We start from the raw sequence: 25,661 nt of genomic DNA, 5'->3' as shown, positions 1-25,661 counted from the left end.
GCCAGCCGGCAAGCCCGAGGAGGACGCGGCGGCGTCGCGCCGATCGCTAGCATGGACGGGTATGTCCGAGACAGCCCACCCCACCACGTCCGCCACAGGTTCCGACATCCGCGTGCGCTTCTGCCCCTCTCCGACGGGCACGCCGCACGTCGGCCTCGTGCGCACCGCGCTCTTCAACTGGGCGTACGCCCGGCACACCGGCGGCACGTTCGTGTTCCGCATCGAGGACACTGATGCCGCGCGCGACAGCGAGGAGAGCTACGAGCAGCTCCTCGACGCGCTCACCTGGCTCGGGCTCGACTGGGACGAGGGCATCGGCATCGGCGGACCCCACGAGCCCTACCGCCAGTCGCAGCGCAGCGGGATCTACGCCGACGTCGTCGAGCGGCTGAAGGCGTCGGGCCACGTCTACGAGAGCTTCTCGAACGCCGACGAGATCGACGCCCGCAACGAGGCGGCCGGTCGGCCCAAGCAGCTCGGCTACGACAACTTCGACCGCGACCTGACCGACGAGCAGCGCGCCGCGTTCCGCGCCGAGGGTCGCGAGCCGGCGCTGCGCCTGCGTGTGCCCGACGTCGACCTCGGCTTCGACGACCTCGTGCGCGGCCGGATCGACTTCGCCGCCGGATCGACGACCGACTTCGTGGTGGTGCGCCCGAACGGAGCGCCGCTCTACACGCTCGTGAACCCGGTCGACGACGCGCTCATGGGCATCACGCACGTGCTTCGGGGTGAAGACCTGCTGAGCTCGACGCCGCGCCAGATCGCGCTGTACCACGCGCTCATCGACATCGGCGTCACGACCTTCGTGCCGCGCTTCGGCCACCTGCCCTACGTGATGGGCGAGGGCAACAGGAAGCTGTCGAAGCGCGACCCCGAGTCGAACCTGTTCCACCACCGCGACCGCGGGTTCATCCCCGAGGGCCTGGTCAACTACCTCGCCCTCCTCGGCTGGGGCTTCTCGGCCGACCGCGATGTGTTCAGCCGCGACGAGCTCGTGGCCGCGTTCGACGTCGTGAACGTCAACCCGAACCCGGCGCGCTTCGACCTGAAGAAGGCCGAGGCCATCAACGGCGACCATATCCGGCTGCTCGAATCGGGGGAGTTCGCCGCCCGCACGGTGCCGTACCTGCAGTCGGCCGGCGTCGTCGAGACGCCGATCTCGGCTGCGCAGGAGGCCGTGCTCGTCGAGGCGGCTCCGCTCGTGCAGGAGCGCATCGGCCTGCTCGGCGAGGCACCGGGCATGCTGGGTTTCCTGTTCACGGATGCTGCGGGCCTCTCGTATGACGACGACGCCCTCGCCGGCCTCCCCGCCGACGCCCCGGCCGTGCTCGCCGCCGCCCGCGACGCCCTCGACCGCCTCCCCGCCGACGCGTGGACGCACGACCAGATCGAGGAGGCGCTCCGCGGCGCTCTCGTCGACGGCCTCGGCCTCAAGCCGCGCGTCGCCTTCGGCCCGGTGCGCACCGCGATCTCGGGCCGGCGGGTGTCGCCGCCGCTGTTCGAGTCGATGCAGATCCTCGGGAAGATCGACTCGATCGACCGGATCGACCGGCTCGCGACGCGGCTCGGTTGACGCGCGACGCGGCCGAAGTCATCCCGGTGGTCGAGTAGGCGCGAAGCGCCGTATCGAGACCCGCGATCGGTCCGCGGGCGGCCTCGGACTCAGGCCGCCTTGCGCCGCTGCTGCACCATGACCCCGCCGTTGGGCGCGGTCTCCACGTCGAAGAGCCCGGTCGCTCGGATGAGGTCGGAGAGCTTGGCGTAGCCCCAGTTGCGGGAGTCGAAGTCGGGCTGCTGCTTGCGCAGGAGGGACCCGACGGCGGCGAGGTTCGCGCGGCCGTCCTCGCCGGCGGCGCTGCCGACGCTCGCACGCAATGCCGAGACCAGTCGACCGTCGGTACGAAGCTTGACAGCCGGTACCTGGGCGCGGACCGGCGTACTCTCGACGGCGTCGTCCGCGACTGGGGTTTCGATCACCTCGAGGTATGTGAAGCGGTCGCAAGCGTTCCGGAACGACTCCGGCGTCTTGCGCTCACCGAAGCCGTAGACGGTGATGCCCTGCTCGCGGATGCGTGAAGCGAGCCGTGTGAAATCGCTGTCGGACGACACGATGCAGAACCCCTGGAACCGTGCGGTGTAGAGCAGGTCCATCGCATCGATGATGAGCGCGCTGTCGGTGGCGTTCTTGCCCGTGGTGTTGTCGAACTGCTGAATGGGCTGGATGACATGCGCGCTCGCGGCATCCTTCCAGCTGCGGAGGTTCGGCTTCGTCCAGTCGCCGTACACGCGCTTCACGGATGCGACGCCGTAGCGGGAGACCTCGGCGAGCACGGAGTCGATTCGGGCGGGGGAGACATTGTCGGCGTCGATGAGGACGGCGAGGAGGTCATTGGCGTCGGGCATGGGCACAGCATGGCAGGTCGTGCATGCGAGCAGGAGTGGCACGCGGGCGAGGCTCGCTCAGTTTGGTCGGTGCCCGGTGCGTAGGCTAGAGTTGCGTGTCGGCCCGAGCTTCGGTTGAGGGCCATTGGGGTATGGTGTAATTGGCAACACGGCTGATTCTGGTTCAGTTGTTCTTGGTTCGAGTCCAGGTACCCCAGCAGTGATGAAGCCCCCGGTCAGCCGGGGGTTTTCGTGTTTCTGCGGTCGAACGAACCGCTTGTCCGATTCCCGCTACAGTCGCAGGTCTCCACGGACCGCCTCCCAGCTTCTGGCCCGGAAGTCCCGGGATCCTGGCGCGCTCGAAGTCGGGACCCCGGGAGGACTTCATTCAGGACGAATTTGTTCTGTGTTCGAGTCCGCCGTAGCGAGCGTTCTGTTCCAGGCTCTGTCAGCCGACGTTCTCCTCGAGGGCGACCGTGCAGCGCCAGTAGAACGGGGCCCCGCCGGCGGCCTGACCCTGTGCGTCCCACGTGAAGACCTCGATTTGAGCGTCACGGTCCGCGTTCACGAGCGACGCGCGAACGGTCGCGTGAATCGCACTTTGGGCGCGGGGCGTCGCAACGACGTTGATCGGTGCACTGGCGACCAAGAAATTCTCGCCAGCCTGCGGAGGAGCAAACAGACAGGTCACATCCTTGAGGCGGAGAGTGGCCTTCCCGTTCGCATCGGTCACACCGCCACCCGAGACGTCCAGCATTCTGCTTCGGACGCATCGCTTGCCAAGAAGCAGGTTCTGGATGGTTGTCGTGCTGTCCGTGATCGAGTACATGGCGATTGGCCATTGGATGAGGATCTCGCCACGATCGACGATCGCCCCTTCTGGGATGGCCCCGAGAGCGGCTTTGAGCTGCTCGCGCGCATCGGCTTCCTTATCTGGCATCGCTCGGCCCTCCTTCTCTTTCCTCGGAGGCGAGCTTCTACCTATGGCCAGCCGCTGGATCGCTTCTGCAGCGATCGCGCGCCTCCGCCTTTCGTTTCGTCTTCCGCTCCTCGATCAAGGGAACGTCAGCGATGAAGTCCCGGTACGTTCCCGGGAGCGCAGATGGCCGTGAGTAAACTCCGGCCGGCATGGCGCCGCAAGTCCCCGTAAATGAGGACCGCTCAGATTCGGGAAAGGCAGGAGGGCACCGACGCCAAGCCCGCCCCGTGTCGGTGCACTCCATCATGCTGAAGGCACGCTGTCCGCCTAGCAGACGCATGGCGGAACGGGAACATCGGCCGTCCGTTCGCGCTGGGCGCCGCCCAGGGACGGTCCCAAATGCTGGCATCATCCTTCCAGTGGCTGCGCGCTCTGTTGGTCCTGCAGGTAGGTCAGCACCGCAGCGACCCGCCGATGGACGTGTGGCTCGTCGGCGAGGCCGAGTTTGGCGAACACCGATGAAACGTACTTCTCGATCGACGATTCGGACAGGTGCAGCTCCTCGCCCACTGCTGCGTTGGTGCGACCCTGGGCCATGAGTGCGAGAACCTCTCGCTCACGTCCAGTGAGATCGGCGAGTCGAGACGAGGACCGACCGGCATGGACGAGGGATGCGACGACGTCTGGATCTATGCGCGATCCACCAGATGCGACTTCCGTCACCGCCTCGAGGAGTGCACGCGGGTTGCCGATGCGCTCCTTCAGGAGGTACGCCATGCCGGCTGTTCCGTTTCGGAGGAGGTCCATCGCGTAGGTGGCGTCGTTGTATTGCGATAGCACGACGATGCCGATGTTGTTGTGTTTCTCGCGGATGCGATGCGCGGCCTCGATGCCCTCCGTGCTGTGACCGGGTGGCATCCGGATGTCGGTCACGACCACATCCGGTCCTTCGCGGTCCACGACGAGTTCGAGTTCAGCGGCATCCCGGACCACTGCGATGACGTCGATCGAACCGTCGCTCAGGAGCGCCCGCCGGACGCCCTCGCGCACCAGGTAGTGATCGTCGGCGACGACCACGCGCAACTGCTCGGTCATCGCGGGACCCTTTCGTCGGGAAGTGGGAACTCAGCGACGATGGTCGTGCCCGCGCCGGGTGCAGTGTCGATCTCGAGCGCACCGCCGACAGCGGCGATCCGGTCGCGGAGGTTCGTCAATCCGGTTCCCCGTGCCGTTGCGGCGTCGAACCCGCTGCCGTTGTCGGTCACTTGCACGATGAGATGGTTGGCGCTTTCGCGGAGTTCGACGTCGAGTCGGTCGGCCCGGCCGTGCTTGAGCGTGTTTGCGAACGCCTCCGCGATCGTGAAGTATGCGGCACCTTCTAGCTCTTCGGGAAGGCGTAGCGTCCGCAGCGAGGTGTCCGCTCGGATGGTCACGGGCACGGGATGCCGTCGGCCCAGTGTCTCGATTGCCGCCAGAAGTCCTCGGTCGCTGAGCACCGAAGGGTGGATGCCCTGCGCGAGGTCGCGGAGGTCGGCGAGTACGCGGCGTAGCCCGTCCTGCATTGTTGCGATGTCCTCGACGGCGGCGGTCGGGTCGTGTTCGAGCTGGTGGCGGGCCTGCCCGGCGAGACCGATGAGGGCCGTGAGGTCCTGTTGCACGCCGTCATGGATGTTCCGTTCGATGCGTCGGCGTTCCTGTTCTTGGGCGTGGACGATTCGCGCGCGTGAGGTTCGCAGGAGGGCGGCTTGATGCTCGAGCTCCTGCTTCAGGCGGACGTTGCGGACGGCCATGCCGGCTTGTCGGGCGAAGGTTTGGAGGATCGCGGTGTCCGCCGAGGTGAGCGAACCCGACAGCTTTGGGCCGCACTCGATCAGTCCAATCTGCTCCCCATCGACCTCGATCGGCACGGCGAACACCGGCTGTTGGCCCGGATTCGGCTGCTCGGCCCCATCTCCGTCGGGCAGGAGCCGGATCCGGGCCCAGCGAAGGCCCATACCGTCTTCCAGCGTCGCGCGCATGCGAGGCAGCAGCGTCTCCAGGTCGTACGTCCCAGCAAGCGATTCACCCAGACCGACGACGAGTTGCGTTGCGTCGGTCTTCGTTCCGAACACCCAGCGGTCGGCGAGGGCTTCGAGCCGGGTGCGTACCGGCTGGAAGACCAGTGCCGCGATGAGCGCGATGGCGACCGCCCATCCCACCGGCAGCAGTGTTCCCGCAGCGGCGCCCGCGGTTGCCGCGATCGTGGCGTAGACAAGGGCAATCGATGTCCATAGCAGGCCGTAGACGATCGAGCGGCGCACGACTCGGTCGACGTTCAAACCCGTCGGCTGCAGGATGCCCACCGCGGGCGCGACCACAAAGCAGGCAATTACCGCCGCCCAGCACCACGAGATGATGACGTCGGCGATACCCGCGAGCAGGAACTGTGCGAGGACCGGAATCGGGAGAAGCGCGACCGGCGCGAGCAGCCACCGCATTGCACGGCGGGTCCGTTCGTCCGCCGTTCGGTATCGGAGCAGGAGCAGCACGGCTCCCACAAGCAGGACCGCAAGCCCCGAGACATCGAGCAATGCTGTCACCCCTTGCGGGTCGAAGTTGACGAAGGACAACTTGAATGGGTTCGCGATCGGCGGATCGCCCTCGGCGTCGAGCGGGGTGACCACCGTGGGGCTGCAGGTCAGCAGCACCACGGGAAGCAGCAAGGTTAGCCAAGTCAGTCGAAGTGCCGCAGCTTCGTAGCGATGATGGGCTTCACCGTCCGGGAAGAGCCCGAGCACGTGGGCGACGCCGATCAAGGGAAGCACGGCGACACATTGCAGCACCAGATTCGACAGCGCGATCGAGGCCGGTGGTGCGTTGGAAGCGAGCTGCAACTCGAGCACGGGGAGCGGTACGTCGCGCGCCGTGATAAGCGAGCCGATGGCCAGCCAGAGCGCGAGCGGATGCCACGGCACCCGGATCAGGATGATCGAGGTCACCGCTACTGAGGCTCCGTACACGAGCATCCACGGCAGTAACTGGAGTGGATACCTCGGAAGGCCCAGCACCATGACGATCACCCAGCAGACCGTGCTCACTCCGAGGATCGCCCACGCAGCGTTGCGCCTTACCACAGCGACAGCGTTCGCGCCCCCTCCTGCCGGGAGACCGGGCGTGGTGCCAGACACCCCACTCATGGCCATAGCACCTCCATGATGGACCCGACCGGGTCAGCCTGTCCGGAGAATCTCTTCCAGATGGATTGCGGTTTTCCCCAAAAATCCCTCCTGCCAGCGCGATGCTGCTGGAACCCCAGACGGCCGTAACGTGCTGGGCGTTGAAAGGAGCCGCCATGCGTAAAGCGACGACCAAACCCCAGGAGCCCACTGCGGCTGCGGATGTCCTGGACGAAGTCGGGGCCGCGAACAGAGTCGCGCGAAGGCCAGAACTGGGTCGGCGATGGATGAACGCCGTGGACAGGATCGGAGCGTTGAGCGGAGTGGCATATGTTCTGCTCGCCAGCCTCGGGAGCGTGTTGATCGGTGAGGGCTCGAACGATGCGGGTTCGACCGGACAGCGAATTCTGGACGAGCAGCAGAGATACGCCGAGAACCCATGGACCAACGTGGCGTTCGCCGTGGTGATCCTTGCGCAGATGGCCCTGATGATCTTCGTCGGCTACCTGTGCTCGCGCATCCGCGACGCCGGGTGGCTCGCGACGACGGCACTCGTCGGCGGAATCGCAGCGCTGATCGCGAACGTGCTCTCCGTATCAGTTGTGATTGCCGTGTTCGTTCTTCGCGACGACATCTCACCGGAACTGGCCCGGGCCCTGCAGGACGTCGATGGAGCTGGACACCTGGTGCAACTACTGCCACTGGGAGTGTTCGCGCTCTTTGCATCTGCCTCCGCACTGGTGACCCGAACGCTCGGACGGACGCTGAGTTGGGCGGGCATCGCGGTCGGCGCCACCAGCATCATCGTGCTTGCCGCATCCGGGCTTCCTGCGAACGACGAGTTCTTCCTCTGGCCGTTCCTCCTGGTCCTGCTGTGGATCGCGGTACTCAGCGTTCGATTCGGATTCGCCAGGAGTCGGACAGCGATGCCAGCCGCCATGGCAGCAACGAGCTGAGGGCGGTTCCGCCCGCAGATGGCCACAAAGGTGATGTGAATCGCGCTGCGGGACCAGGTCCGGCCCGTATCGATCCGTGAGCAACACGTACACCGGACCCCATGAGATCCGCGGAATTCCGCGCCTCGCGGGCTCGGGTCCAACTGACGGGATCCAATTCAGTTGTACTTGGTTCGAGGAAGCCCCCGGTCAGCCGGGGGTTTTCGTGTTCCTGAGGGTGGGTCGCGCGTCCGATTCCGCTCGCCCGCCCCATCCCAATCGAGCCGATGTCGGCACGATATGTCTGGTGCTCTCAGTCCGAGATGACGCCGTCCTCGCATGTCGGCGTAGGCTCCGGTGCATGGCGAGGCAGATCATCGCGACCGGCAACGCGCCGAGCTCTCCACTGTTCAGTCAGGGTGTTCGAATCGGATCGACGATCTTCGTGTCGGGGATGGCGGGAATCGATCCGGCAACCGGCGAGCCGGCGGGGTCATCGATCGGGGAGCAGACTCTGCAGGCCCTGCGCAACTGCGCGTCCGTCCTCGAGGCAGCGGGGTGTTCGCTGGACGACGTGGGGTTCGTCACCGTGCTGCTTGCGCGCCCGGCCGACTTCGCCGGAATGAACGAGGCGTACGGGTCGGTGTTCAGTGACCGCCCTCCCGCCCGCGCCGTGACGAGGCTGGGCCCCGAGCTGGCCGGCATCCTGGTCTCGATCGCCATGACGGCGCACATCGCAGAGTGAGTCGACGCGACAGGGACGACACCTCGCCCAGCACGCTCGCAGCCATCACGACTGACGAGCAACCGGATACGCCGTCGCGCCCTGCATGATCACGTCCAGGCAGTCGCGGAACAGGTCATCGGGCGTGAGGCCATCATGGAAGTACTCGGCGATGCCGGCCACGACCGTGGGGTAGGCGTTCGTGAAGGACTCGAGGTCGAAGTTCTCCGAGGTGTCCGCGGCGGGGCGTCCGGTCTGCTCCTCCAGGACGTGGCCCACCGTGAAGTGCTCCACGGTCAGGACGACCAGACGGGCCTGCCTGAGGGGGACCTCGCGAGCGACCAGCGTGCTGATCGCGAGTTCTGAGATGGCGGCCATCCGCACGGAGAGCTGGGACGTGGAGATGATCCGCGCGCCATCAGGATGCGCGAGCAGCGCGCGCCGCAGACGCTCGGCCAGGCCGACCAGCCAGTCCTGCCAGCGCTCGTCGGGACTCGGCGGCACCAGCTCGGGGAACTGCTGCTCGAGGATCTCGTCGGCGATCGCCGTGATCAGGGCCGCCTTGCTGGGCAGGTACCAGTAGAGCGTGGGCTGCTGCACGCCGAGCCGGGCCGCGAGCTTCCGCAGGGTCACGCCGTCGAGGCCGTCGGTGTCGAGCAGCGCAAGGGCTTCGGTCACGATCTGGTGCTTGTCCAGCGCCATGGCCCCACCTCCGCGGCCAACCTATCAGCGATAGACGTCGCTCTCTATCGGTGATAGATTCCGTCTCGATCACTGAGAGAACACGAAGGGACGGCACCATGACGACGAAGGCTCGCGCACTCGACCGACTCCACGACGCAACTCACTTAGTCCCCGGAGTCCCCGCTCACACGAGTCGGCCGGCCGGACACCAGGGCGCCACGCGTCACGGCCGCACGGCCCACGCATTCGTCGACGGCCAGCGTTCACAGCGCAGCACGAACCACGCCGCGGCACGGCACCCTCGCGTACTGGTCGCGTGGCAGCGGCGGGTCGCCGCGTTCTTCGGCCAGGAGGTCTGACCCGGCTCGTCAGATCGTTCCGCCGGCGTTGGGGCCGTCCATGTCACGGGTGCGGGCCGTCTCCCTGCGAGCGTCGCGCACGCTCTGGTCGACGTCTCCGCCCATCCGCCGATCGAGCGCGCTGCCGCGACCGAACCGCTTCCAGAGCACGACCGCGACGATGGCCAGCACGATCACCCCGCCGACCACGATCCAGCTCACCGGGTCCATGGCGTCCTCCGATCGACGCGCCGCAACGCAGCGGCTCCTGCGCCGGATGCTACGCCCCACCACGCGCGGTCGACACGACCGCACGGACGGGCGGCCCCGCGGCATCCACCCCAAACCGAGGGACGCTGATGCGGCGACACGTGCCGGCCCGCCCGGGGCGCGACGACGCGGCGGGTACCCGGAGGCACCCGCCGCGTCGCGCGAGGGTCAGCTCTCGAACTTGTTCTTGAACGCGTCGGCGCTCTTGCCCGCGCCGTGCGACTTGCCCGGCATGCGCACGCCGTTGACCGTCGACGTGTCGTACGCGAACGTGATCACCGCGGTGGCGAGCGCGTCGGCGTTCACGTCGAGGGCCTCGACGTTGATGTTGCCGACGAGGTCGTAGTCCGCACGCAACGCGTTGTACAGCGCGACATTCTGCCCCGCGCCCGTCAGGTTGTCGCAGAACGAGTGGTAGCACGGGTCGTACGCCGCCCCGGCCACGCCGCCGTACAGCGCCGCCTCGGACGCCGTCTTCACGCCCTCAGCGCCGGTGAACAGGCCGCCGGCCGGGATCCCGACCGCGATGAACGGACCGTAGTCGCTGCGTCCCGAGAACTCGGTGTCCTGGTAGGGCAGTCCGCGGCTCGCGTAGAAGCCCTCGAACACGTCCTCGATCTGCGCGGAGCCCGGCGGGATGAACCCCGGTGCCGCGGTCCCGCTCGAGTTGTCACCGTCGTAGACCCCGAACATGTAGTTCGGCGAGGCGATCATGTCGAAGTTGACGTACAGCGCGATCCGGGCGATCTGCGCGTCGGTGAGCTGGCTGACGTAGTACTCCGACCCCAGCAGGCCCTCCTCCTCGGCGCCCCACCAGGCGAACCGGACGTTGTTGTTCGGCTTGACCTTCTTCATCTGGATCGCCGTCTCGAGCAGCGCGGCGCTGCCGGAGCCGTTGTCGTTGATGCCGGCGCCGTCCTGCACGCTGTCGAGGTGCGCGCCCGCCATGACGGTGTTGGCGCCGTTGCCGGTCTTCGTCTCGGCGATCACGTTGAACGCCGTGCGCGTCTCGGCGGTGAAGTCCACCTTCACCGTGACGGTCGCGTTCGGCGTGGAGGCGAGGTTCTCGCCGGCCGCCGACGTGGCGAACACCGCGGGGATGTGGAGCCCGGTGGCGTCGCCGATCATGTTGAGGAGTCCGGTGCGTCCGGGCTGGCCCTCGTTCATGATGATGACGCCGGCCGCTCCGGCGGCCTGCGCGTTGAGGCTCTTGACGCTGAAGCCGCACGTGCCGCGCTGCATCAGCGCGATGCCGCCGGCCGGGAAGCCCGCGAAGTCGGATGCCTCGCAGCCGCTCGTGTTGCTGTTCGCCGGGAGGCCCGCCGCCGGGATGACGAGTCCGACGGGGACCAGCGGGCCCGTCGCGGTCCCCTCGGGCGTGCCCGAGTCGAACGTGTTCCGCAGGAAGTCGATGCCGTTGACGAACGTCCTCGGCTGGGGGCTCACCCGGATCAGCTCGCTGTTCTCCTCGAAGTAGTCGAACTCGAACTCCTGCACCTCGGGTGCGTACCCGGCGGCCTCGAGTTCTCCGACGACGTAGTCGACGGACGCGGCGTAGCCGTCGCGGCCGGCCGCCCGGTCGCCGCCGTTCGCGTCGGCGATGTCCTGCAGCGCCTCGAGGTGGTCGAGCACCCCCTCGGCGGTCACGGCGTTCGTGAGTTTCTTGACGGAGTTGTTGTTCGGTGCTGCATACGCCGGGGTCGCCGCCACTGCGACCGCCGCGAGTGCGGCGATGGTGGCGACGCTCCAGATGCGTCTGTTCCGGTTCGGCATCTCGCCCTCTCCGCCGGCGCGCCATCGAGCCGGCTGTCCGTGCTTGGCATGCTGGCATAGGAATGGGAACGGGGTCGACCCCCCGTTTCCGACCGGGCGAGATCCGCGCACACGAACCCGCCTGCGAGGACGGCGGCCGACGCCGCGGCATCCGACCAAAGCGAAGGACCCCGACCCGGAGAAATTGATCGGGGCCCCTCGTTCCCTTTGGGTGTCGGGCTCGTGGGCGTACATCGAGATTGAGGATGCCTCGACAAACGCAGTCCTCCAATCGTAGGGGGGCGCCCGTGCGGACTCTGCCCCCAGAACTGGGCGATTCGCGGGGGTCGACGTGCACGACTGCCGCACGATATGGGGGACCGGATCGGCTCGCTCTGGCGGCTCCGGGGCGGCGCGCGTACCCTCCGACACAGGGGGGGGCGTCGGATCCGCGCAGGTCGAGTGCGGAGGGCCCTCGTGCCGCAGGGAGATGTGGACATGTGCCGCTGGCTCGCATACTCGGGTGAACCGCTCCGACCGTCGACGCTGATCCTCGACGCGCAGCATTCGCTCGTGAAGCAATCGCTCAACTCGCCGCTCGGCGCTGAGACGGTGAACGGCGACGGGTTCGGCTTCGGCTGGTATCCGACGGACGGCGGCAAGCCGGCGGTGTTCCACAGCACGGAGCCGGCGTGGAACGACGAGAACCTGCGCGAGCTGACCGAGGCGATCACGACCCCGCTGTTCTTCAGCCATGTGCGCGCCGCGGGCGGTCCGCCCATCCAGCAGACGAACTGCCATCCGTTCCGCTACGAGAACTGGATGTTCATGCACAACGGGTTCCTCGGCGACTTCGCGAAGATGAAACGAGACCTCGCGTTCGCCGTCGACCCGTCGCTCTACACGCACATCAAGGGCACGACGGACTCCGAGATCGTGTTCCACCTCGCACTCACGTACGGGCTCATGGACGACCCCATCGCCGGCATGCGGCAGGCCGTGCGCCAGGTCGAGTCGGTCGGCCACGAGCACGGCGTCCGGTTCCCGATGCAGGGCACGATCGCCGTCTCCGATGGCTCGACGATCTGGGCGTTCCGTTACTCGACCCAGGGGCGCTCACGCACGCTCTTCCACTCGGTCGAGATCGACACGCTTCGCGAGATGTACCCCGACGTCGAGCGTCTCCAGATCTTCGGCAGCCGCGCCCGAGTGGTGGTCTCCGAGCCGCTCAACGACCTCCCCGGCGCATTCGTCGAGGTCCCCGAGTCCACGGTCGCGATCCTCCACGAGAGCGGCTACGTCTACGAGCCCTTCCTCGCCGACGCCGCCTGACGGGCGAGTGAACCGGATGCCTCGACCGGCGGCCTCGCTCAGCGACAGGCCGCAGCGAGTTCGATGAGTGCCGTCGACGGGCGCCCGTAGAGGCTCTCCCCATTGCCCGGTCCGTCGTAGCCCATGGAGATCGCCCACGCGGTCGCCCACGCCTCGCTCTCCTCGCGCGTGCTCGGCACGAACAGCGCCCGGCACTTGCTCGACATGGCGTGGCCGATCTCGTGCACCACGACGGCGCGCGGGATCGCGGACGACGCCCAGTCGCGCGCGATCGAGTCCGAGAGCGAGATCATTGCCTGGGGCGCCGTGTCGCCGGGCACCGTGGCCCACCCGCCGTACGAGTCGCCCCCGCCGTACCCGTTCACGAGGGGCGCCCACTCGAACTCCAGCAGGACCCCGGCGGCGATCGACCGCGCGAAGGCCTCCACGTCCTGACGCTGACCCTCGAGCCCGCCGGTCCGCTGCTGCTGCTCGGCGGCGTTCGACGCGGCGAGCACCGACGCGGCCGCGAGGTACGACTCGACCTCCGTCGCGCTCCGCTCATCCCACCGGCCCACGCGTGACTCCATCGCGTCGGCGGCCGCGCGGAACGCGAGGAGGTCGGCGTTGCGTGCCGAGGGATTCGCGGCCTCGAGCGACGCGCGCGAGCCCGCGATCGCGGCGACGAGCTCGTCGCCGGCGGCCTCGACCCGATCCGTGGCCGCTGCGGCGTCGCCCGTGTAGGCCTCGAGGGCGTCAGTGCGGTCGTCGAGCTCGCGCGCCGCCGTGCCCAGGGCCGCGCCGGCCTCGTCGAGTGCCGGCGGCCATCCCGAGTCGACGGATGCCGCGGGCGCGCCCTGCTCGTCGGGTGCCTCGGGCTCGTCCAGTCCGTCGAGCTCGTCGGCCGCGCGCTCGAGCGGGTCCGCGACGGCGGCATCGACGGCCGGCGCGAGGTCGAGGGCGGTGTACCGCGCGGCGAGCTCGACCGCGTCGTCCGCCTCGCGCCCGGCGGCGGCGACCTGGTCGACGGCGTCCTCGTAGGCCGTACGGGCGTCCTCGTAGTCCGCGGATGCCTCGGCGTACCGCTCCCGCGCGTCCGCCGTCCACCATCCGACGCCGGCCAGCACGCCCGCCCCGGCGACGACGATCGCCGCGCCCGCGGCGACCCGGCGGAGCATCCGGCCCCGACGCACGTGCGGTGCTGTCTCGCCCGCGTCGGCGGAGGATCCGCGGTCGTCCGTGTCCACGGGGCCATTCAACGCGGCGGGCTGCGAAGGCACAATGCCGGCGACACGGGCGCGGACGTCGCATCGGGTGCTGGACAGCGGGCCGATGCTGAGGTTCGATGGTGAGGGAACGCCGCTGTGGACCGCCCGAACCGGTCGACGGGCCGCGTTCCTCGACCCCGGGGGGTGAGTGCATGGTCGTTCGGAACAAGGTCCGGAACAAGCGGGCCCGCGATTTCGCGGAGACGCGAACGCCGGCCGGGGTCCTCGGCGGGTTCCTCGGGCTCATCGCCGCGAGCGCGGCGGCGGCCACGCTCGTCGTCGTCGGGGTGACGCCGGCGATCGCGACCGTGGGCATCGCGGCATCCGGCACCATCGGCATGTTCGAGAACCTCCCGGGCTACCTGCAGATCGGGGAGCTCTCGCAGAAGAGCAACATCTACGCCACGCGCTCGGACGGCTCGACCGTGCTGCTCGCGTCGTTCTACGACCAGAACCGCATCGAGGTCGGCTGGGACCAGATCAGCCAGTACGTGAAGGACGCGGCCATCGCCGGCGAGGACCCGCGGTTCTACGAGCACGGCGGCGTCGACCTGCAGGGCACGATCCGCGCGGCCGTGACGACGGCGACGGGGCGCGAGACGCAAGGCGGCTCGTCGATCGCGCAGCAGTACGTCAAGAACGTGCGCGTGCAGGAGTGCGAGCGCATGGCGGCCGACGAGGAGGAGCGCCTCGGCTGCTACGACAAGGTGACCGAGACCTCGATCGACCGAAAGCTCAAGGAGATGCGCCTCGCAATCGGCGTCGAGAAGCGCTACACGAAGAACGAGATCCTGCTCGGCTACCTCAACATCGCGGGCTTCGGCGGCACCGTCTACGGCATCGAGGCCGCGGCGAACTACTACTTCAGCACCTCGGCCGCCAACCTCACGCTGGCGCAGGCGGCCTCGCTCATGGCGATCGTCAACAACCCGGTGAAGTTCCAGCTCGACAAGCCCGACAGCGAGACGAACGGCGTCGCAAACGGGTACGCCGACAACACCACCCGGCGCAACTACATCCTCACGAGCATGCTCGAGGAGCGGAAGATCACGCAGGCCGAGTTCGACGAGGCCATCGCGACGCCGGTGACCCCGGCGATCACGGAGCCGAGCACCGGCTGCCAGACGGCGGGCGGCAGCGCGTACTTCTGCGACTACGTGAAGAACATCCTGCAGAACGACCCCGTCTTCGGCGAGGACGACGAGGCCCGCATGATGAACTTCCGTCGCGGCGGATACGACGTGTACACGACGCTCGACCTCGACCTGCAGAACGCGGCCGAGACGGCGATCGCGCAGAACGTGCCGCAGACCTACCCCGGATGGGACGTCGGCGCCGTGATCTCGAGCGTCCAGGTCGGCACGGGGCGCGTGCTCGCCATGGCACAGAACCGCACGTACAGCCAGGACCCGGCCGTGCTCGCGTCGGGCCCGCAGTACACGAGCATCAACTACAACACCGACTTCGACTACGGCGGATCGCGCGGCTTCCAGCCCGGATCCTCGTACAAGGTCTTCACGCTGGGCGAGTGGCTGAAGGAGGGCCACGGGCTCTCCGAGCGCGTCGACTCCGCGCCGAAGTCCAACTGGGGCGTCTTCCAGGACAGCTGCGAGGGCCCGCACTACGCCGGCAACTGGAACCCCCGCAACGACGCCGGCGAGTCGGGCGGCAACTACAGCGCCCTGGAGTCGACCATCGGCTCCATCAACACCGGCTTCATCGGCATGGCGAAGCGGCTCGACCTCTGCGGCATCCGCAAGACCGCCGAGGCCTTCGGCGTGCACCGCGCCGACGGCGACCCGCTGGTGCAGGGCCCGTCTTCCGTCATCGGCACGAACGAGGTGGCCCCGCTGAGCATGGCCGTCGCGTTCGCGGGCATCGCCAACAACGGCGTCTCTTGCACCCCGATCGCGATCGACCGGATCACCGACCGCGACGGCAAGGAGGTGCCCGTCCCGCAGTCGACGTGCTCCGCCGCCGTCTCGCCCGAGGTCGCCGCGGCGATGCACACCGCGATGATCGGGGTGATGACGCGAGGCACGGCCGTCGCGTCGAACTCGGCCACGAACCCCCGGGTGCCGCTCATCGGCAAGACCGGAACCACCGACGGCGCGAAGGACACCTGGATGGTCGGGGCGAGCTCGAAGGTCGCCACTGCGGCCGCCGTAGTGAGCGTCAACGGCGAGGCGAACCAGCGCGCGATCTCATTCGCCAGCGGCTCGGCGGCCACCGCACGCCACCGCATGTGGCCGATCGTCATGTCGGTCGCGGACGCGAAGTACGGCGGCGATCCGTTCAGCGAGGGCGGGCTCGGGCCGGTGGCGCCGCCGAGCGGTGCCGGTTCGGCTCCGGCCGCGCCGGCCGACGACAGTGGCGAGTCCGACGGCGGCGGCTCGACCGATGGCGGCGGCCCGACCGACGGCGGCGGCAACGACGGCCCGGGCAACAACGGCAACGGAAACGGCAACGGGAACGGAAACGGCAACGGGAACGGCAACGGCGGCGACTAGCCCGTCGCGGTGAGCCGGCCCGCGGGGCGCTTGTACGCTGGTCGCGGCCTGCCCGCGGGCCGATCAGGAGGATCCATGCCCATCGGCGCCGAGACCGTCCGAGCCGTCGAGGAGCTGTTCGCGCAGCGCGTCCGAGAGGAGCGATCGCCCGGGTCGGCCTGGGCGCTGTTCGATCGCGACGGGGTCGCGGCCGCCGGTGGGCTGGGCGCGGCGCGGCTGGCCGAGGCACGAACGGGCGACGAGTCGCCAGTCGATGGCCAGCGCGCCGACGCGGCATCCGATGCCGGTGCCCTCGCGTCGGACGCCGACGTGCTCTTCCGCGTCGCCTCGTGCACGAAGAGCTTCACCGCCGCCGCGCTGCTCCTGCTCCGCGACCGCGGCGCCGTCGACCTCGATGCGCCCGTGCGGGCGTTCGTGCCCGAGTTCGCGCCCGAGGTGCCGGGCGGGCTCGACGCGCCCGTCAGCGTGCGGATGCTCATGACGATGTCAGGCGGGCTCCCCACCGACGACGCGTGGGCCGACCGCGAGGAGTCGATGACGCGCGATGCTTTCCGTCGGGTGCTCGCCGCCGGCATCCGATGCGTCACCGTGCCCGGAACGGCCTACGAGTACTCCAACGTCGGGTACGCCCTCCTCGGGCAGGTCGTCGAGGCCGTGAGCGGCGACGGCTACGCGGAGTTCGTCGAGCGGGAGCTCATCGCACCGCTGGGCCTCGACGCGCGGTTCGCCGCACCGACGGGCGACTCGCCTGCGGTCGCGATCGGCTACCGGCGCGGACCCGACGGCTGGATCGGGCTGCAGTTCACCGGCCCCGGCGTCTTCTCGGCGATCGGCGGCGTCTTCGCGTCGGCGCGGAGCCTCGCCGCCTGGGCCGGCTGGCTCGCGTCGGGGTGGCGAGGCGACGAGGCGGGGCCGCTGTCGGCGGCGAGCCGTCGCGAGCTGCAGCAGCTGCACCGGGTGGCGCCGCCGCGGTCACCCGCACCCGACGATCCGACGCCGATGCCGGCGCCGCTCGTGCATGGATACGGCTACGGGCTCGTGGTCGAGCACGACGCCCGGTTCGGGCCCGTGCTCTCGCACTCGGGCGGGTACCCGGGATTCAGCGCGCACATGCGGTGGCACGCGGCATCCGGCCTCGGTGTCGTGGCCCTCGAGAACGCGACGTACGCGAAGGTCTCACGGGGCGCCGAAGCGGCGCTCGAGCGCCTGCTGCTCGACGCCGATGCGGTCGAGTCGCTCCGCACGCCGATCGTGCCGTGGCCCGAGACGCTGCGCGTCGCCGAGGGGCTCGGCCGCCTGGCCGTCGAGTGGTCGGATGCCGCGGCCGACGAGCTGCTCGCGACGAATGTCGCGCTCGACCTGCCGTACGCGGAGCGGCGAGCTGCGATCGACTCGGCATGGGACGCGGTCGGCGGACGCGCGGGGGAGCGAGCCACGGCCGAGGACGTCACGTGCGACTCGCCCGACCACCTGGTCTGGTTCCTCCGCGGCGCTGCCGGCCGCCTGCGGCTCGAGACGCGCCTGACGCCGCTGGTCGGCGGGCGCGCGCAGACGTTCATCGTCGCGGTCGAGGGCGCCGACCCGCAGGGGTGAGGCGCGTCAGAGGTCGATCGTGTCGCCCGGCTCGAGCGGCAGGTACTCGCCGCCGCCCTGTTCGGCGGCCCAGCCCAGCCGCGCGTTCGAAATGGCCTTGCCCGCGGTCGAGAGCAGCATCTCGTGCGTCGGGAACGCGCGCTTCGGCGCGAGTTGCACGACGTAGTCCATCGCCTCGCCGATCTTCATCCACGGCGCGCCGGCGGGGGCGGCGAGCACCTGCACGTCGACGCCCTCGGGCACCGCGAAGGAGTCGCCCGGGTAGTAGAGCTCGTCGTTCACGAGCACGCCCAGGTTGTCGATGATCGGGATCGAGCGGTGGATCTCCGCGTGCTTCCCGCCGAAGAAGCGCAGCCGGAACGGGCCGACCTCCCGCTCGTCGCCGGCCTGCACGGTCTCGACGGGGAAGTCGGAAGCCGCGGCGGCAACCCCGGCCGGCCCGAAGATGCGGACGTCGGGATTCGCGTCGCGGATGCGCTTCAGCTGCTCGGGCGTCCAGTGGTCGTCGTGCTGGTGCGTGATCACGATCGCCACGGCGCCGGCCGACTCGGTGATCGGCGTCGTGAACTTGCCGGGGTCGACGTACAGCTTGTCCCCGGAGTCCTCGAGGACCAGCGCGGCGTGCTCGAGCTTGGTGAGTCGCATGCGTCGAGCCAACACCGCACGCCGGTCGGCGCGCAAGCCCGCCGCCTGCCAGAATCGCTCCATGACTGCAGCCCCTCGGCGCCTGCTCGTCGCGGTGAATCCCGCCGCGTCGTTCGGCCGCAACCGCTCGGTCGGCCCGGCCGTCGTCGAGCGGCTGGTGCGCGCCGGCTACGACGTGTCGATGCTGCGCGAGGCGAACTTCGAGCTGCTCCGCCGTGAGACGGAGGCCGCCTTCGCCAAGGGCACCGACGGGCTCGTCGTGGTCGGCGGCGACGGCATGGCGTCGCTCGGCGTCAACCTCGTCGCGCAGACCCGCGTTCCGCTCGGGATCGTCGCGGCCGGCACGGGCAACGACCTCGCACGCGGGCTCGGCCTGCCGTACGACGATCCGGCCGCGGCCACCGACGCGCTCGTCGCCGCGCTCGAGCGGCCGACGCGCGCGATCGACGCCGGCGTGATCCGGCACGGCGAGCTGCGCACCTGGTTCGCCGGCGTCGTCTCGACCGGGTTCGACGCGGTCGTGAACGAGCGGGCCAATCGGATGACCCGGCCGCGCGGGCCGAGCCGGTACACGCTGGCGCTGGTCGGCGAGCTCGCCACGTTCCGCCCCCGCACGTACGCGATCACGATCGACGGCGTGCGCCGCGAGCAGAAGGCGATGCTCGTCTCGGTCGCGAACAACTCCTCGCTCGGCGGCGGCATGCGCATCGTGCCGCACGCCGACCTCGCCGACGGGCTGCTCGACGTGTTCATCGTGCACCCGCTGTCGCGGGCGGGACTCCTGGCGGTGTTCCCGAAGGTGTTCCGCGGGGAGCACGTCGACCATCCGGCGGTCGAGTTCGTGCGGGGGAGCCGCATCACGATCGCGGCCGACGACATCGTCGCGTACGCCGACGGCGAGCGGATCGGGCCCCTCCCGATCGACGTCGAGGTGGTGCCCGGAGCACTGTCCGTCTTCGCCTGAACGAGCGGCGCGGCCCCGATTTGGAGGGAAGCCCGGGCCTGTGTCATACTCTTCAAGTTGTCGATTCGGCCCCATCGTTTAGCGGCCTAGGACGCCGCCCTCTCACGGCGGTAGCGCGGGTTCAAATCCCGCTGGGGTCACAACAGCGAAAACCCCCGGTCATCCGGGGGTTTTCTGCATTTCCGGGGCGGCCAGCACGCGGCATCCGCTGCGCCTGCGCTCGTGCTTCGTGCGCCGGCCCGGACTGTGCACGAGGCAACGGGCGGCTCCGGGCCATCCGCTAGACTCGCCTGAGCGAAGGGGAGTATCCCGCGGGGCCACGGCCCCGGGCCAACGATCGTCAGTACGAGCGCCGAAGACGCCGCTCCGGTCGTGGCGGCGCGCCGATGGCGCAGCCGGGAGAGACTTTCGGGTCCGTCTGTACCCTCCAACCCCCGGAAGGCCTCCTGTGCTCGAACTCCCCGTCTGGTTCGAAGTGGGATCCCTCGTGGTCCTCACGCTGATCCTCATCGCCGACCTGCTGCTCGTGATCAAGCGGCCGCACGTCCCGTCGTTCCGCGAGTCCACGCTGTGGGTCGTGTTCTACGTGGCGCTCGCGCTGATCTTCGCGCTGCTCATGCTGCTGCTCGGCGACGCCGAGCACGCCGGGCAGTTCGTGGCGGGCTGGCTCACCGAGTACAGCCTCTCGATCGACAACCTGTTCGTCTTCGTCGTGATCATGGCCCGCTTCGCGGTGCCGAAGAAGATGCAGCAGGAGGTGCTCATGGTGGGCATCATCCTGGCGCTCATCTTCCGCGGCATCTTCATCCTGCTCGGCGCCCAGCTCATCGAGAACTTCAGCTGGATCTTCTACATCTTCGGCGCGTGGCTCGTGTGGACCGCGATCCAGCAGGCGTTCCTGCACCGCGAGGAGAACGCCGAGCAGAACGAGAGCGGGCTGGTCCGGATGCTGCGCCGCCGCGTGCGCATCTCCGACGACTACGACGGCATCAAGCTCCGCACGACGGTCGACGGCACGCGCATGTTCACGCCGATCCTCATCGTCTTCATCGCGATCGGCACGACCGATTTGCTCTTCGCGCTCGACTCGATCCCGGCGATCTTCGGCATCACGCAGTCGGCGTTCATCGTCTTCACGGCGAACGTGTTCGCGCTGATGGGCCTGCGCCAGCTCTACTTCCTGCTCGGCGGCCTGCTCGAGCGACTCGAGTACCTCAAGTACGGCATCGCGTTCATCCTCGCCTTCATCGGCGTGAAGCTCGTCTTCCACGCCCTGCACGTCAACGAGCTGCCGTTCCTCAACGGCGGCGAGCCGATCGAATGGGCGCCCGAGATCTCGACGTGGACCTCGCTCGGCGTCATCATCGCCTCGATGGCCGTCGCGACCATCGCGAGCCTCGTCAAGGCGCGCCTCGACTCCAAGCGCCGCGGCGCCAAGCTCCTCGACGAGGTCCCCCACTTCACGGAGGACTCGCCCCGGGAGCGCTGATCGTCGGCTCCCGCCGCCGTCGCGCCGTGCACAACGGTCCGCGACGGCGGCCGGGAGTTGCTAGCGTTGGGAGGCGGCGCCTGGGTGGGGCGCCCGGGCCGGGGGTCCGGATCGAGCTGCGACGAGGAGAACCGTGTCCGCTGACGGCGAGGACATCGTCCCGCTCCCACACGGATCCGCCGTGATCGCGCACAGCGCACAGACCGACGTGGGCCGCGTCCGTACCATGAATGAAGATGCGTACCTCGCCGAGGCGCCCCTCTACCTCGTGGCCGACGGCATGGGCGGCCACGCGCGCGGCGACGCGGCGAGCCGCGCCGTCGTCGAGACGTTCCGTCGCCACATCGAGGCCGGCAAGCCGACGTCGCCCGAGCAGGTGCTCGACGCGATCCACACCTCGAACGACGCGGTGCGCGCGCTGAGCGCCGAGGGCGAGGAGGGCACCGCGGTGGCGGGCACCACGCTCACGGGCGTCGCGCTCGTCGACGCGGGCGACGGCAGCGGCTTCCACTGGATGGTCTTCAACATCGGCGACTCGCGGGTCTACTCGTGGGACGGCCGTACGCTCGAGCAGCTCAGCGTCGATCACTCGGCGGTGCAGGAGCTCGTCGATGCCGGCCTCATCAGCGCCGACGAGGCCGAGCGCCACCCCGACCGCAACGTCATCACGCGCGCCATCGGCGCCGACGACGTCGTCGATCCCGACGTCTGGCTCATCCCCGCGACCGGGCGCCAGGTCTTCCTGGTGTGCTCCGACGGCCTCTCGAAGGAGGTCGACGACGAGCGCCTCGCGCACATCCTCGCGGGCGACACCGGCCACGCCGCCGGCCTCGCGGGCGAGCTCGTCGACGCCGCCCTCGAGCACGGCGGCCGCGACAACATCACCGTCATCGTCGTGGAGTCCGAGCTCGGCTCGACCGGCGACGACGACGAGACCACGCGCGACCGTCCCGACGGCCTCCCGCGATCGACCGAGGACACCACGCCGCGCACCGACGGGGGTGACCGTGGCGACGTACCGGCCTGATCCCGCGAACGAGTGGATCGCCGCCGTCCGCGGCGGCGTCGTGCTGTTGGCCCCGTCCGCGGCGGCCACCGAGGTGGCGGCGCTCTGGCCGCGGCTCGCCGACTCCGATCCCATCCCCGCCGTGCTCGACGCGCTCACGTCGCGCGGACTCGCCGCGACGCCCCCATTCGCGCTCGTCGTGCGTGACGCGGCCGCGGGCTCGACACGGGTCGTGGCCCGCGGCCCGGTCGCTGCGCACGTCGGCGCCGAGGTGGTCTCGGGCTCGGGCGTCTCCACGTGGGCCGAACGCGTCGTCGCGGTCGGCGACGCCGAGGTGCGCGTCGAGGCGGTCGGAGCCGGCACGGCAGCGGATGCCGCGACGTCGCTGCCCGTCGTCGAGGCGATCGTGCCCGCGGTGTCGGTGCGCTCGGCGGGCGTCGAGTCGATCGCGCCGGTCGCGTCGGGCGACGAGGTCGACGAGCAGACCCGCGTGGTGGCGCGCGAGGGGGCGGCGCCAGCGGCGTCCACGGCACCGGCGCCTGTCGCGGCGCCCGCCGCGGCGCCCGCGCCGCCAGCACCGTCGGCGCCGACGATCACGATCCCGCCCGCCGTGGCCGCCGCCGTGACCCCGGCGGAGCAGACCATCGTCCCCGCCGAGGACACGATCGCCGCTCCCGTGTCGCCGCCGTCGCCCGACGCGCTGTCCGAGCTCGAGCTCGACGGCGACCACGACGGACTCACCGTCGCGAGTGTCGACCTCCGACGCCTCCGCGCCGAGCGTGCCGCGCGCCAGGGCCCGGCGATGCCCGCCCGCAGCGTCCCGGCGCCCGAGCCCGCACCCTCGTCGAGCCTCCGCATGCCCGACGGCAGCATCGAGGCCATCGGCACCGAGGTCCTGCTCGGCCGGTCGCCGAGCGTCAGCCAGGTGTCGGGCGTGCGGCTTCCCCGGCTCGTCACCATCGGCGCGGGCGATCCCGACATCTCCCGCAACCACCTGCGCGTCGCGGTCGAGGGCGACACGGTCGTGGTCACCGACCTGCACTCGCGCAACGGCACGCACGTCGTCGCCCCCGGCAAGCCGCCCGTGAAGCTGCGCGCGGGCGAGCCGACGCCCGTGCTCACGGGAACGGTCGTCGACCTCGGCGGCGGCTGGACCATCCAGGTCGTCGGAGCCTGATGCGCCGCGCCCCCTCCACGCCGCCCGACCTGCCCGGGTACCGATCGCTCCAGCTGCTCGGCTCCGGCGGGTTCGCCGACGTCTTCCTCTACGAGCAGCGGCTCCCGCGCCGCAAGGTCGCGGTCAAGGTGCTGCTCACCGAGGAGCTCGGCCGGGACACGCGGGCGCAGTTCGTCGCCGAGGCGAACCTCATGGCGCAGCTGTCGGCGCACCCCTTCATCGTCACGATCTTCCACGCCGACGTGTCGGCAGACGGCCGCCCGTACTTCGTCATGGAGTACTGCTCGGGGCCGAGCCTCGCCGAGCGCTACAAGCGCGAGCGGTTCGCGGTCGAGGATGCGCTGCGCACCGGCATCCGCCTGGCCGGCGCCGTCGCGACGGCGCACGCCGCCGGCATCCTGCACCGTGACATCAAGCCCGCGAACGTGCTCACGAACGACTACGGCTGGCCGGCCCTCACCGACTTCGGCATCTCGTCGAACCTCGAGGGCGAGCTGCCGGTGCACACCGTCACGTCGCCCCAGGACGCCTCGGCGACCGGGTCGGGCCAGTCCGCCGTCGGGATGAGCGTGCCCTGGTCGCCGCCCGAGATGTTCGAGGACGAGCCCCGTCCCGACCAGCGCAGCGACGTGTTCTCGCTCGCCGCGACCGTCCACACGCTGCTCGCCGGACGCACGCCCTTCGAGATCCCCGGCCGGCCCAACGGCTCGCTCGACCTCATCGGCCGCATCGAGCGCGGCGCGATCACCCCGATCGACCGGGCGGACGTGCCGCGCAGCCTCACGGCGGTGCTCGCGAAGGGCATGGCGACCCGCCGCGACGACCGCTACCCGAGCGCGATCGAGTTCGCCCGGGCCCTGCAGCGGGTCGAGCTCGAGCTCGGCTACGCCTCGACGGGCATCGAGGTCCCCAACCTCGCGTCCGCCCGCGTCGAGGCGCCCGACGGCCCGGCCGGCGACGACGCGGATGCCACGCGCGCCCGCGCCGTGCGGTCGGTCGACGCGCAGCCGCGCCCCGCGGCATCCGCCGGCGACGACGCGACCCGGGTGCGCACCCCGCGCTCGGTGGAGGCGCAGCCCACGCCCGACGACGGTACCGTGCTGCGCGGCGCGGCCGCGCGCACGTCCGCGCCTGAGCCGGCGCCCGTCGACGCGACCGTGGTCCGCTCGGTGCGGAGCGCGTCGGCGCCGGGGGACGCACCGCAGGTGCGCCCGCGCGGCGGCGGTCCCGCGGCATCCGACGCCGGCACCGGAACGCGCACGGCCGCACCGAAGCGCTCGCGCGCAGGCACGATCGTCGGGGTCGCCGCTGGCGTGGTCGTCGTGGCCGCCATCGGCATCGCCGTGGCCCTGTCGGGCACGCTGCAGCAGGGGCCGGCAGAGCCGACCGCCGCGCCGGGCGACCAGGACGCGATCCTCGCCGCGACCGTGCCCGCGCCCGTCGTGGACGCGGGCGAGCGCTCGGCCGACGGCGTGAGCGTGAGCTTCCCGGTGTCGCATCCGAGCGCCGAGGACGGCGACCGCTACCGCTGGCACCGTGCCGACGGCTCGGGGTCGACCGAGGTGGCCCAGGGGCCGGCGATCGTCGTCGCGGGCGTGAGCTCGGGGGAGCGGGTGTGCATCGAGGTGCAGGTGCAGCGCGGCAGCAAGACGTCGGAGCCGGTGACGGGATGCACGCCGTGAGGCCGCTGAAGGTCGAGTTCTGCGGCGAGTGGTACACCGTCGAGGAGGGCGCGCCGTTCACGATCGGGCGCGAGTCCGACCTCACGATCGACGACAATCCCTACCTGCACCGCACGTTCCTCACGCTGTCGTCGGAGTACGGGCTGTGGTGGCTCTCGAACGTCGGCCAGCTGCTGTCGGCCACGGTGTCGGATGCCACGGGCAGCGTGCAGGCGTGGGTGGCGCCGGGCGCGAAGCTCCCGCTCGTGTTCCAGACCGTGCACGTGATGTTCAGCGCCGGGTCGACGACCTACGACTTCACCGTGCACGCCGAGGAGGACTTCTACAACACGTCCCTCACGGCCGAGCCGGCCGACGGCGGCACGACGATCCTCCCGGTGACGCTCACGACGAGCCAGCGGCAGCTCGTGGTCGCGCTCGCCGAGCACGTGCTCTCGCAGCCCGTGGCCGGCCGGGCGACCGTGCCGACGTCGGCCGAGGCGGCGGCGCGTCTCGGGTGGAGCATGACGACGTTCAACCGCAAGCTCGACAACGTCTGCGAGAAGCTCGACAAGATCGGCGTCGACGGCCTCCGCGGCGGTCGGGGCAGGCTCGCGACGAACCGCAGGGCCCGCCTCGTCGAGTACGCCGTGGCCACCCGGCTGGTCAGTTCCGACGACCTCCCGCTGCTCGATCGCCGGGCGGACGGCGAGGCCGAGCAGGCCCGCGCGTAGGCCATCGGACATGGGGAGGCGTCCCCATTTCAGGGGTGCCCGCGACCGTGTTACGTTGAGGGCCGTTCGCGTCCGCGCGCCCGTCCGTCCGAGGCATCCGACCGAGGCATCCGACCGTCGGGACGACGAAATCCAGGGGAG

Annotated in this window: 21 protein-coding genes and 2 tRNA genes; 14 read left to right on the top strand and 9 right to left on the bottom strand. The window is 70.1% G+C overall.

The features are described from left to right. Positions 1–61: 61 nt before the first annotated feature. Positions 62–1,576 (top strand): glutamate--tRNA ligase, encoded by a 1,515-nt coding sequence (gltX, locus tag ACFVN5_RS11040; RefSeq protein ID WP_376955153.1) that lies wholly within the window; start codon positions 62–64, stop codon positions 1,574–1,576. Positions 1,577–1,665: 89 nt separating this feature from the next. Here the strand turns inward: gltX and ACFVN5_RS11035 are convergent, their stop codons facing one another. Beyond that, on the bottom strand, positions 1,666–2,406 hold the full coding sequence (locus tag ACFVN5_RS11035; RefSeq protein ID WP_376955152.1) for an NYN domain-containing protein: 741 nt from the start codon (positions 2,404–2,406) through the stop codon (positions 1,666–1,668). Positions 2,407–2,531: 125 nt separating this feature from the next. On the opposite strand from ACFVN5_RS11035, the gene ACFVN5_RS11030 reads away from it, so the two are divergent. After that, a tRNA-Gln gene (locus tag ACFVN5_RS11030) sits at positions 2,532–2,603 on the top strand. A 230-nt stretch (positions 2,604–2,833) separates the two neighbouring features. Here ACFVN5_RS11030 and ACFVN5_RS11025 read toward each other — a convergent pair. The 3 genes from ACFVN5_RS11025 to ACFVN5_RS11015 all read right to left on the bottom strand — a co-directional run bounded on the left by ACFVN5_RS11025 (position 2,834) and on the right by ACFVN5_RS11015 (position 6,282). After that, complete coding sequence (locus ACFVN5_RS11025; RefSeq protein WP_376955151.1) at positions 2,834–3,325, bottom strand: hypothetical protein; 492 nt, start codon at positions 3,323–3,325, stop codon at positions 2,834–2,836. Between the two features lie 387 nt (positions 3,326–3,712). Beyond that, on the bottom strand, positions 3,713–4,399 hold the full coding sequence (locus ACFVN5_RS11020) for a response regulator (protein WP_376955150.1): 687 nt from the start codon (positions 4,397–4,399) through the stop codon (positions 3,713–3,715). Beyond that, the gene (locus tag ACFVN5_RS11015; RefSeq protein WP_376955148.1) at positions 4,396–6,282 is read right to left on the bottom strand and encodes a histidine kinase; all 1,887 of its coding nucleotides are present in this window, start codon (positions 6,280–6,282) and stop codon (positions 4,396–4,398) included. Before ACFVN5_RS11015 ends, ACFVN5_RS11020 begins: the two co-directional genes overlap by 4 nt. Positions 6,283–6,815: 533 nt before the next feature. Between ACFVN5_RS11015 and ACFVN5_RS11010 the strand changes: the two genes are divergently transcribed. Both ACFVN5_RS11010 and ACFVN5_RS11005 read left to right on the top strand, forming a co-directional pair. Further along, positions 6,816–7,415, top strand: coding sequence for a hypothetical protein (locus tag ACFVN5_RS11010; RefSeq protein WP_376955147.1), 600 nt, complete (start codon positions 6,816–6,818; stop codon positions 7,413–7,415). 340 nt (positions 7,416–7,755) lie between these two features. Then, positions 7,756–8,139 (top strand): RidA family protein, encoded by a 384-nt coding sequence (locus tag ACFVN5_RS11005; protein WP_376955145.1) that lies wholly within the window; start codon positions 7,756–7,758, stop codon positions 8,137–8,139. A gap of 45 nt (positions 8,140–8,184) precedes the next feature. On the opposite strand, the gene ACFVN5_RS11000 is transcribed toward ACFVN5_RS11005, so the two are convergent. The 3 genes from ACFVN5_RS11000 to ACFVN5_RS10990 all read right to left on the bottom strand — a co-directional run bounded on the left by ACFVN5_RS11000 (position 8,185) and on the right by ACFVN5_RS10990 (position 11,183). Further along, entirely contained in the window at positions 8,185–8,820 is a 636-nt protein-coding gene (locus tag ACFVN5_RS11000) for a TetR/AcrR family transcriptional regulator C-terminal domain-containing protein (RefSeq protein WP_376955144.1), read from the bottom strand. 350 nt (positions 8,821–9,170) lie between these two features. Next, positions 9,171–9,371, bottom strand: coding sequence for a hypothetical protein (locus ACFVN5_RS10995; RefSeq protein ID WP_376955143.1), 201 nt, complete (start codon positions 9,369–9,371; stop codon positions 9,171–9,173). Between the two features lie 207 nt (positions 9,372–9,578). Further along, the gene (locus ACFVN5_RS10990; protein ID WP_376955142.1) at positions 9,579–11,183 is read right to left on the bottom strand and encodes a M28 family metallopeptidase; all 1,605 of its coding nucleotides are present in this window, start codon (positions 11,181–11,183) and stop codon (positions 9,579–9,581) included. A gap of 552 nt (positions 11,184–11,735) precedes the next feature. Between ACFVN5_RS10990 and ACFVN5_RS10985 the strand changes: the two genes are divergently transcribed. Next, positions 11,736–12,494, top strand: a complete 759-nt coding sequence (locus tag ACFVN5_RS10985) for a class II glutamine amidotransferase (protein WP_376955140.1) — start codon at positions 11,736–11,738, stop codon at positions 12,492–12,494. A gap of 38 nt (positions 12,495–12,532) precedes the next feature. Here ACFVN5_RS10985 and ACFVN5_RS10980 read toward each other — a convergent pair whose 3' ends face one another. Beyond that, positions 12,533–13,720, bottom strand: a complete 1,188-nt coding sequence (locus ACFVN5_RS10980) for a hypothetical protein (protein ID WP_376955138.1) — start codon at positions 13,718–13,720, stop codon at positions 12,533–12,535. Positions 13,721–13,893: 173 nt separating this feature from the next. Between ACFVN5_RS10980 and ACFVN5_RS10975 the strand changes: the two genes are divergently transcribed. Together ACFVN5_RS10975 and ACFVN5_RS10970 are read left to right on the top strand one after the other, a co-directional pair. Further along, positions 13,894–16,251, top strand: coding sequence for a transglycosylase domain-containing protein (locus ACFVN5_RS10975; RefSeq protein WP_376955137.1), 2,358 nt, complete (start codon positions 13,894–13,896; stop codon positions 16,249–16,251). Between the two features lie 75 nt (positions 16,252–16,326). Beyond that, positions 16,327–17,844 carry a serine hydrolase domain-containing protein gene (locus tag ACFVN5_RS10970; RefSeq protein ID WP_376955135.1) on the top strand — a complete coding sequence of 506 codons (1,518 nt, stop codon included), beginning with the start codon at positions 16,327–16,329 and terminating at the stop codon, positions 17,842–17,844. A 6-nt stretch (positions 17,845–17,850) separates the two neighbouring features. Here the strand turns inward: ACFVN5_RS10970 and ACFVN5_RS10965 are convergent, their stop codons facing one another. Then, complete coding sequence (locus tag ACFVN5_RS10965; protein WP_376955133.1) at positions 17,851–18,489, bottom strand: MBL fold metallo-hydrolase; 639 nt, start codon at positions 18,487–18,489, stop codon at positions 17,851–17,853. 61 nt (positions 18,490–18,550) lie between these two features. On the opposite strand from ACFVN5_RS10965, the gene ACFVN5_RS10960 reads away from it, so the two are divergent. From ACFVN5_RS10960 to ACFVN5_RS10930, 7 genes are all read left to right on the top strand, one after another. Continuing rightward, entirely contained in the window at positions 18,551–19,453 is a 903-nt protein-coding gene (locus ACFVN5_RS10960; RefSeq protein ID WP_376955131.1) for a diacylglycerol/lipid kinase family protein, read from the top strand. A gap of 67 nt (positions 19,454–19,520) precedes the next feature. Beyond that, positions 19,521–19,593, top strand: a tRNA-Glu gene (locus ACFVN5_RS10955). 308 nt (positions 19,594–19,901) lie between these two features. Next, positions 19,902–20,942 carry a TerC/Alx family metal homeostasis membrane protein gene (locus tag ACFVN5_RS10950; protein WP_376955129.1) on the top strand — a complete coding sequence of 347 codons (1,041 nt, stop codon included), beginning with the start codon at positions 19,902–19,904 and terminating at the stop codon, positions 20,940–20,942. A gap of 226 nt (positions 20,943–21,168) precedes the next feature. Then, positions 21,169–21,969: a PP2C family protein-serine/threonine phosphatase gene (locus ACFVN5_RS10945; RefSeq protein WP_376955127.1), complete on the top strand. Its 801-nt coding sequence runs from the start codon at positions 21,169–21,171 to the stop codon at positions 21,967–21,969. Then, positions 21,950–23,125 (top strand): FHA domain-containing protein, encoded by a 1,176-nt coding sequence (locus tag ACFVN5_RS10940; RefSeq protein ID WP_376955126.1) that lies wholly within the window; start codon positions 21,950–21,952, stop codon positions 23,123–23,125. The genes ACFVN5_RS10945 and ACFVN5_RS10940 overlap by 20 nt, the downstream gene beginning before the upstream one ends. Then, positions 23,125–24,807, top strand: coding sequence for a protein kinase (locus tag ACFVN5_RS10935; RefSeq protein WP_376955125.1), 1,683 nt, complete (start codon positions 23,125–23,127; stop codon positions 24,805–24,807). The genes ACFVN5_RS10940 and ACFVN5_RS10935 overlap by 1 nt, the downstream gene beginning before the upstream one ends. Continuing rightward, on the top strand, positions 24,795–25,520 hold the full coding sequence (locus tag ACFVN5_RS10930) for a hypothetical protein (RefSeq protein ID WP_376955123.1): 726 nt from the start codon (positions 24,795–24,797) through the stop codon (positions 25,518–25,520). The genes ACFVN5_RS10935 and ACFVN5_RS10930 overlap by 13 nt, the downstream gene beginning before the upstream one ends. The last annotated feature ends 141 nt before the right edge of the window (positions 25,521–25,661 follow it).

The sequence above is a fragment of the Agromyces sp. NPDC057865 genome (assembly GCF_042796995.1).
Lineage (GTDB): Bacteria > Actinomycetota > Actinomycetes > Actinomycetales > Microbacteriaceae > Agromyces.
The sequence above is the reverse complement of the archived record's forward strand: the minus strand, read 5'-3'. Positions and strand labels throughout refer to the sequence as shown.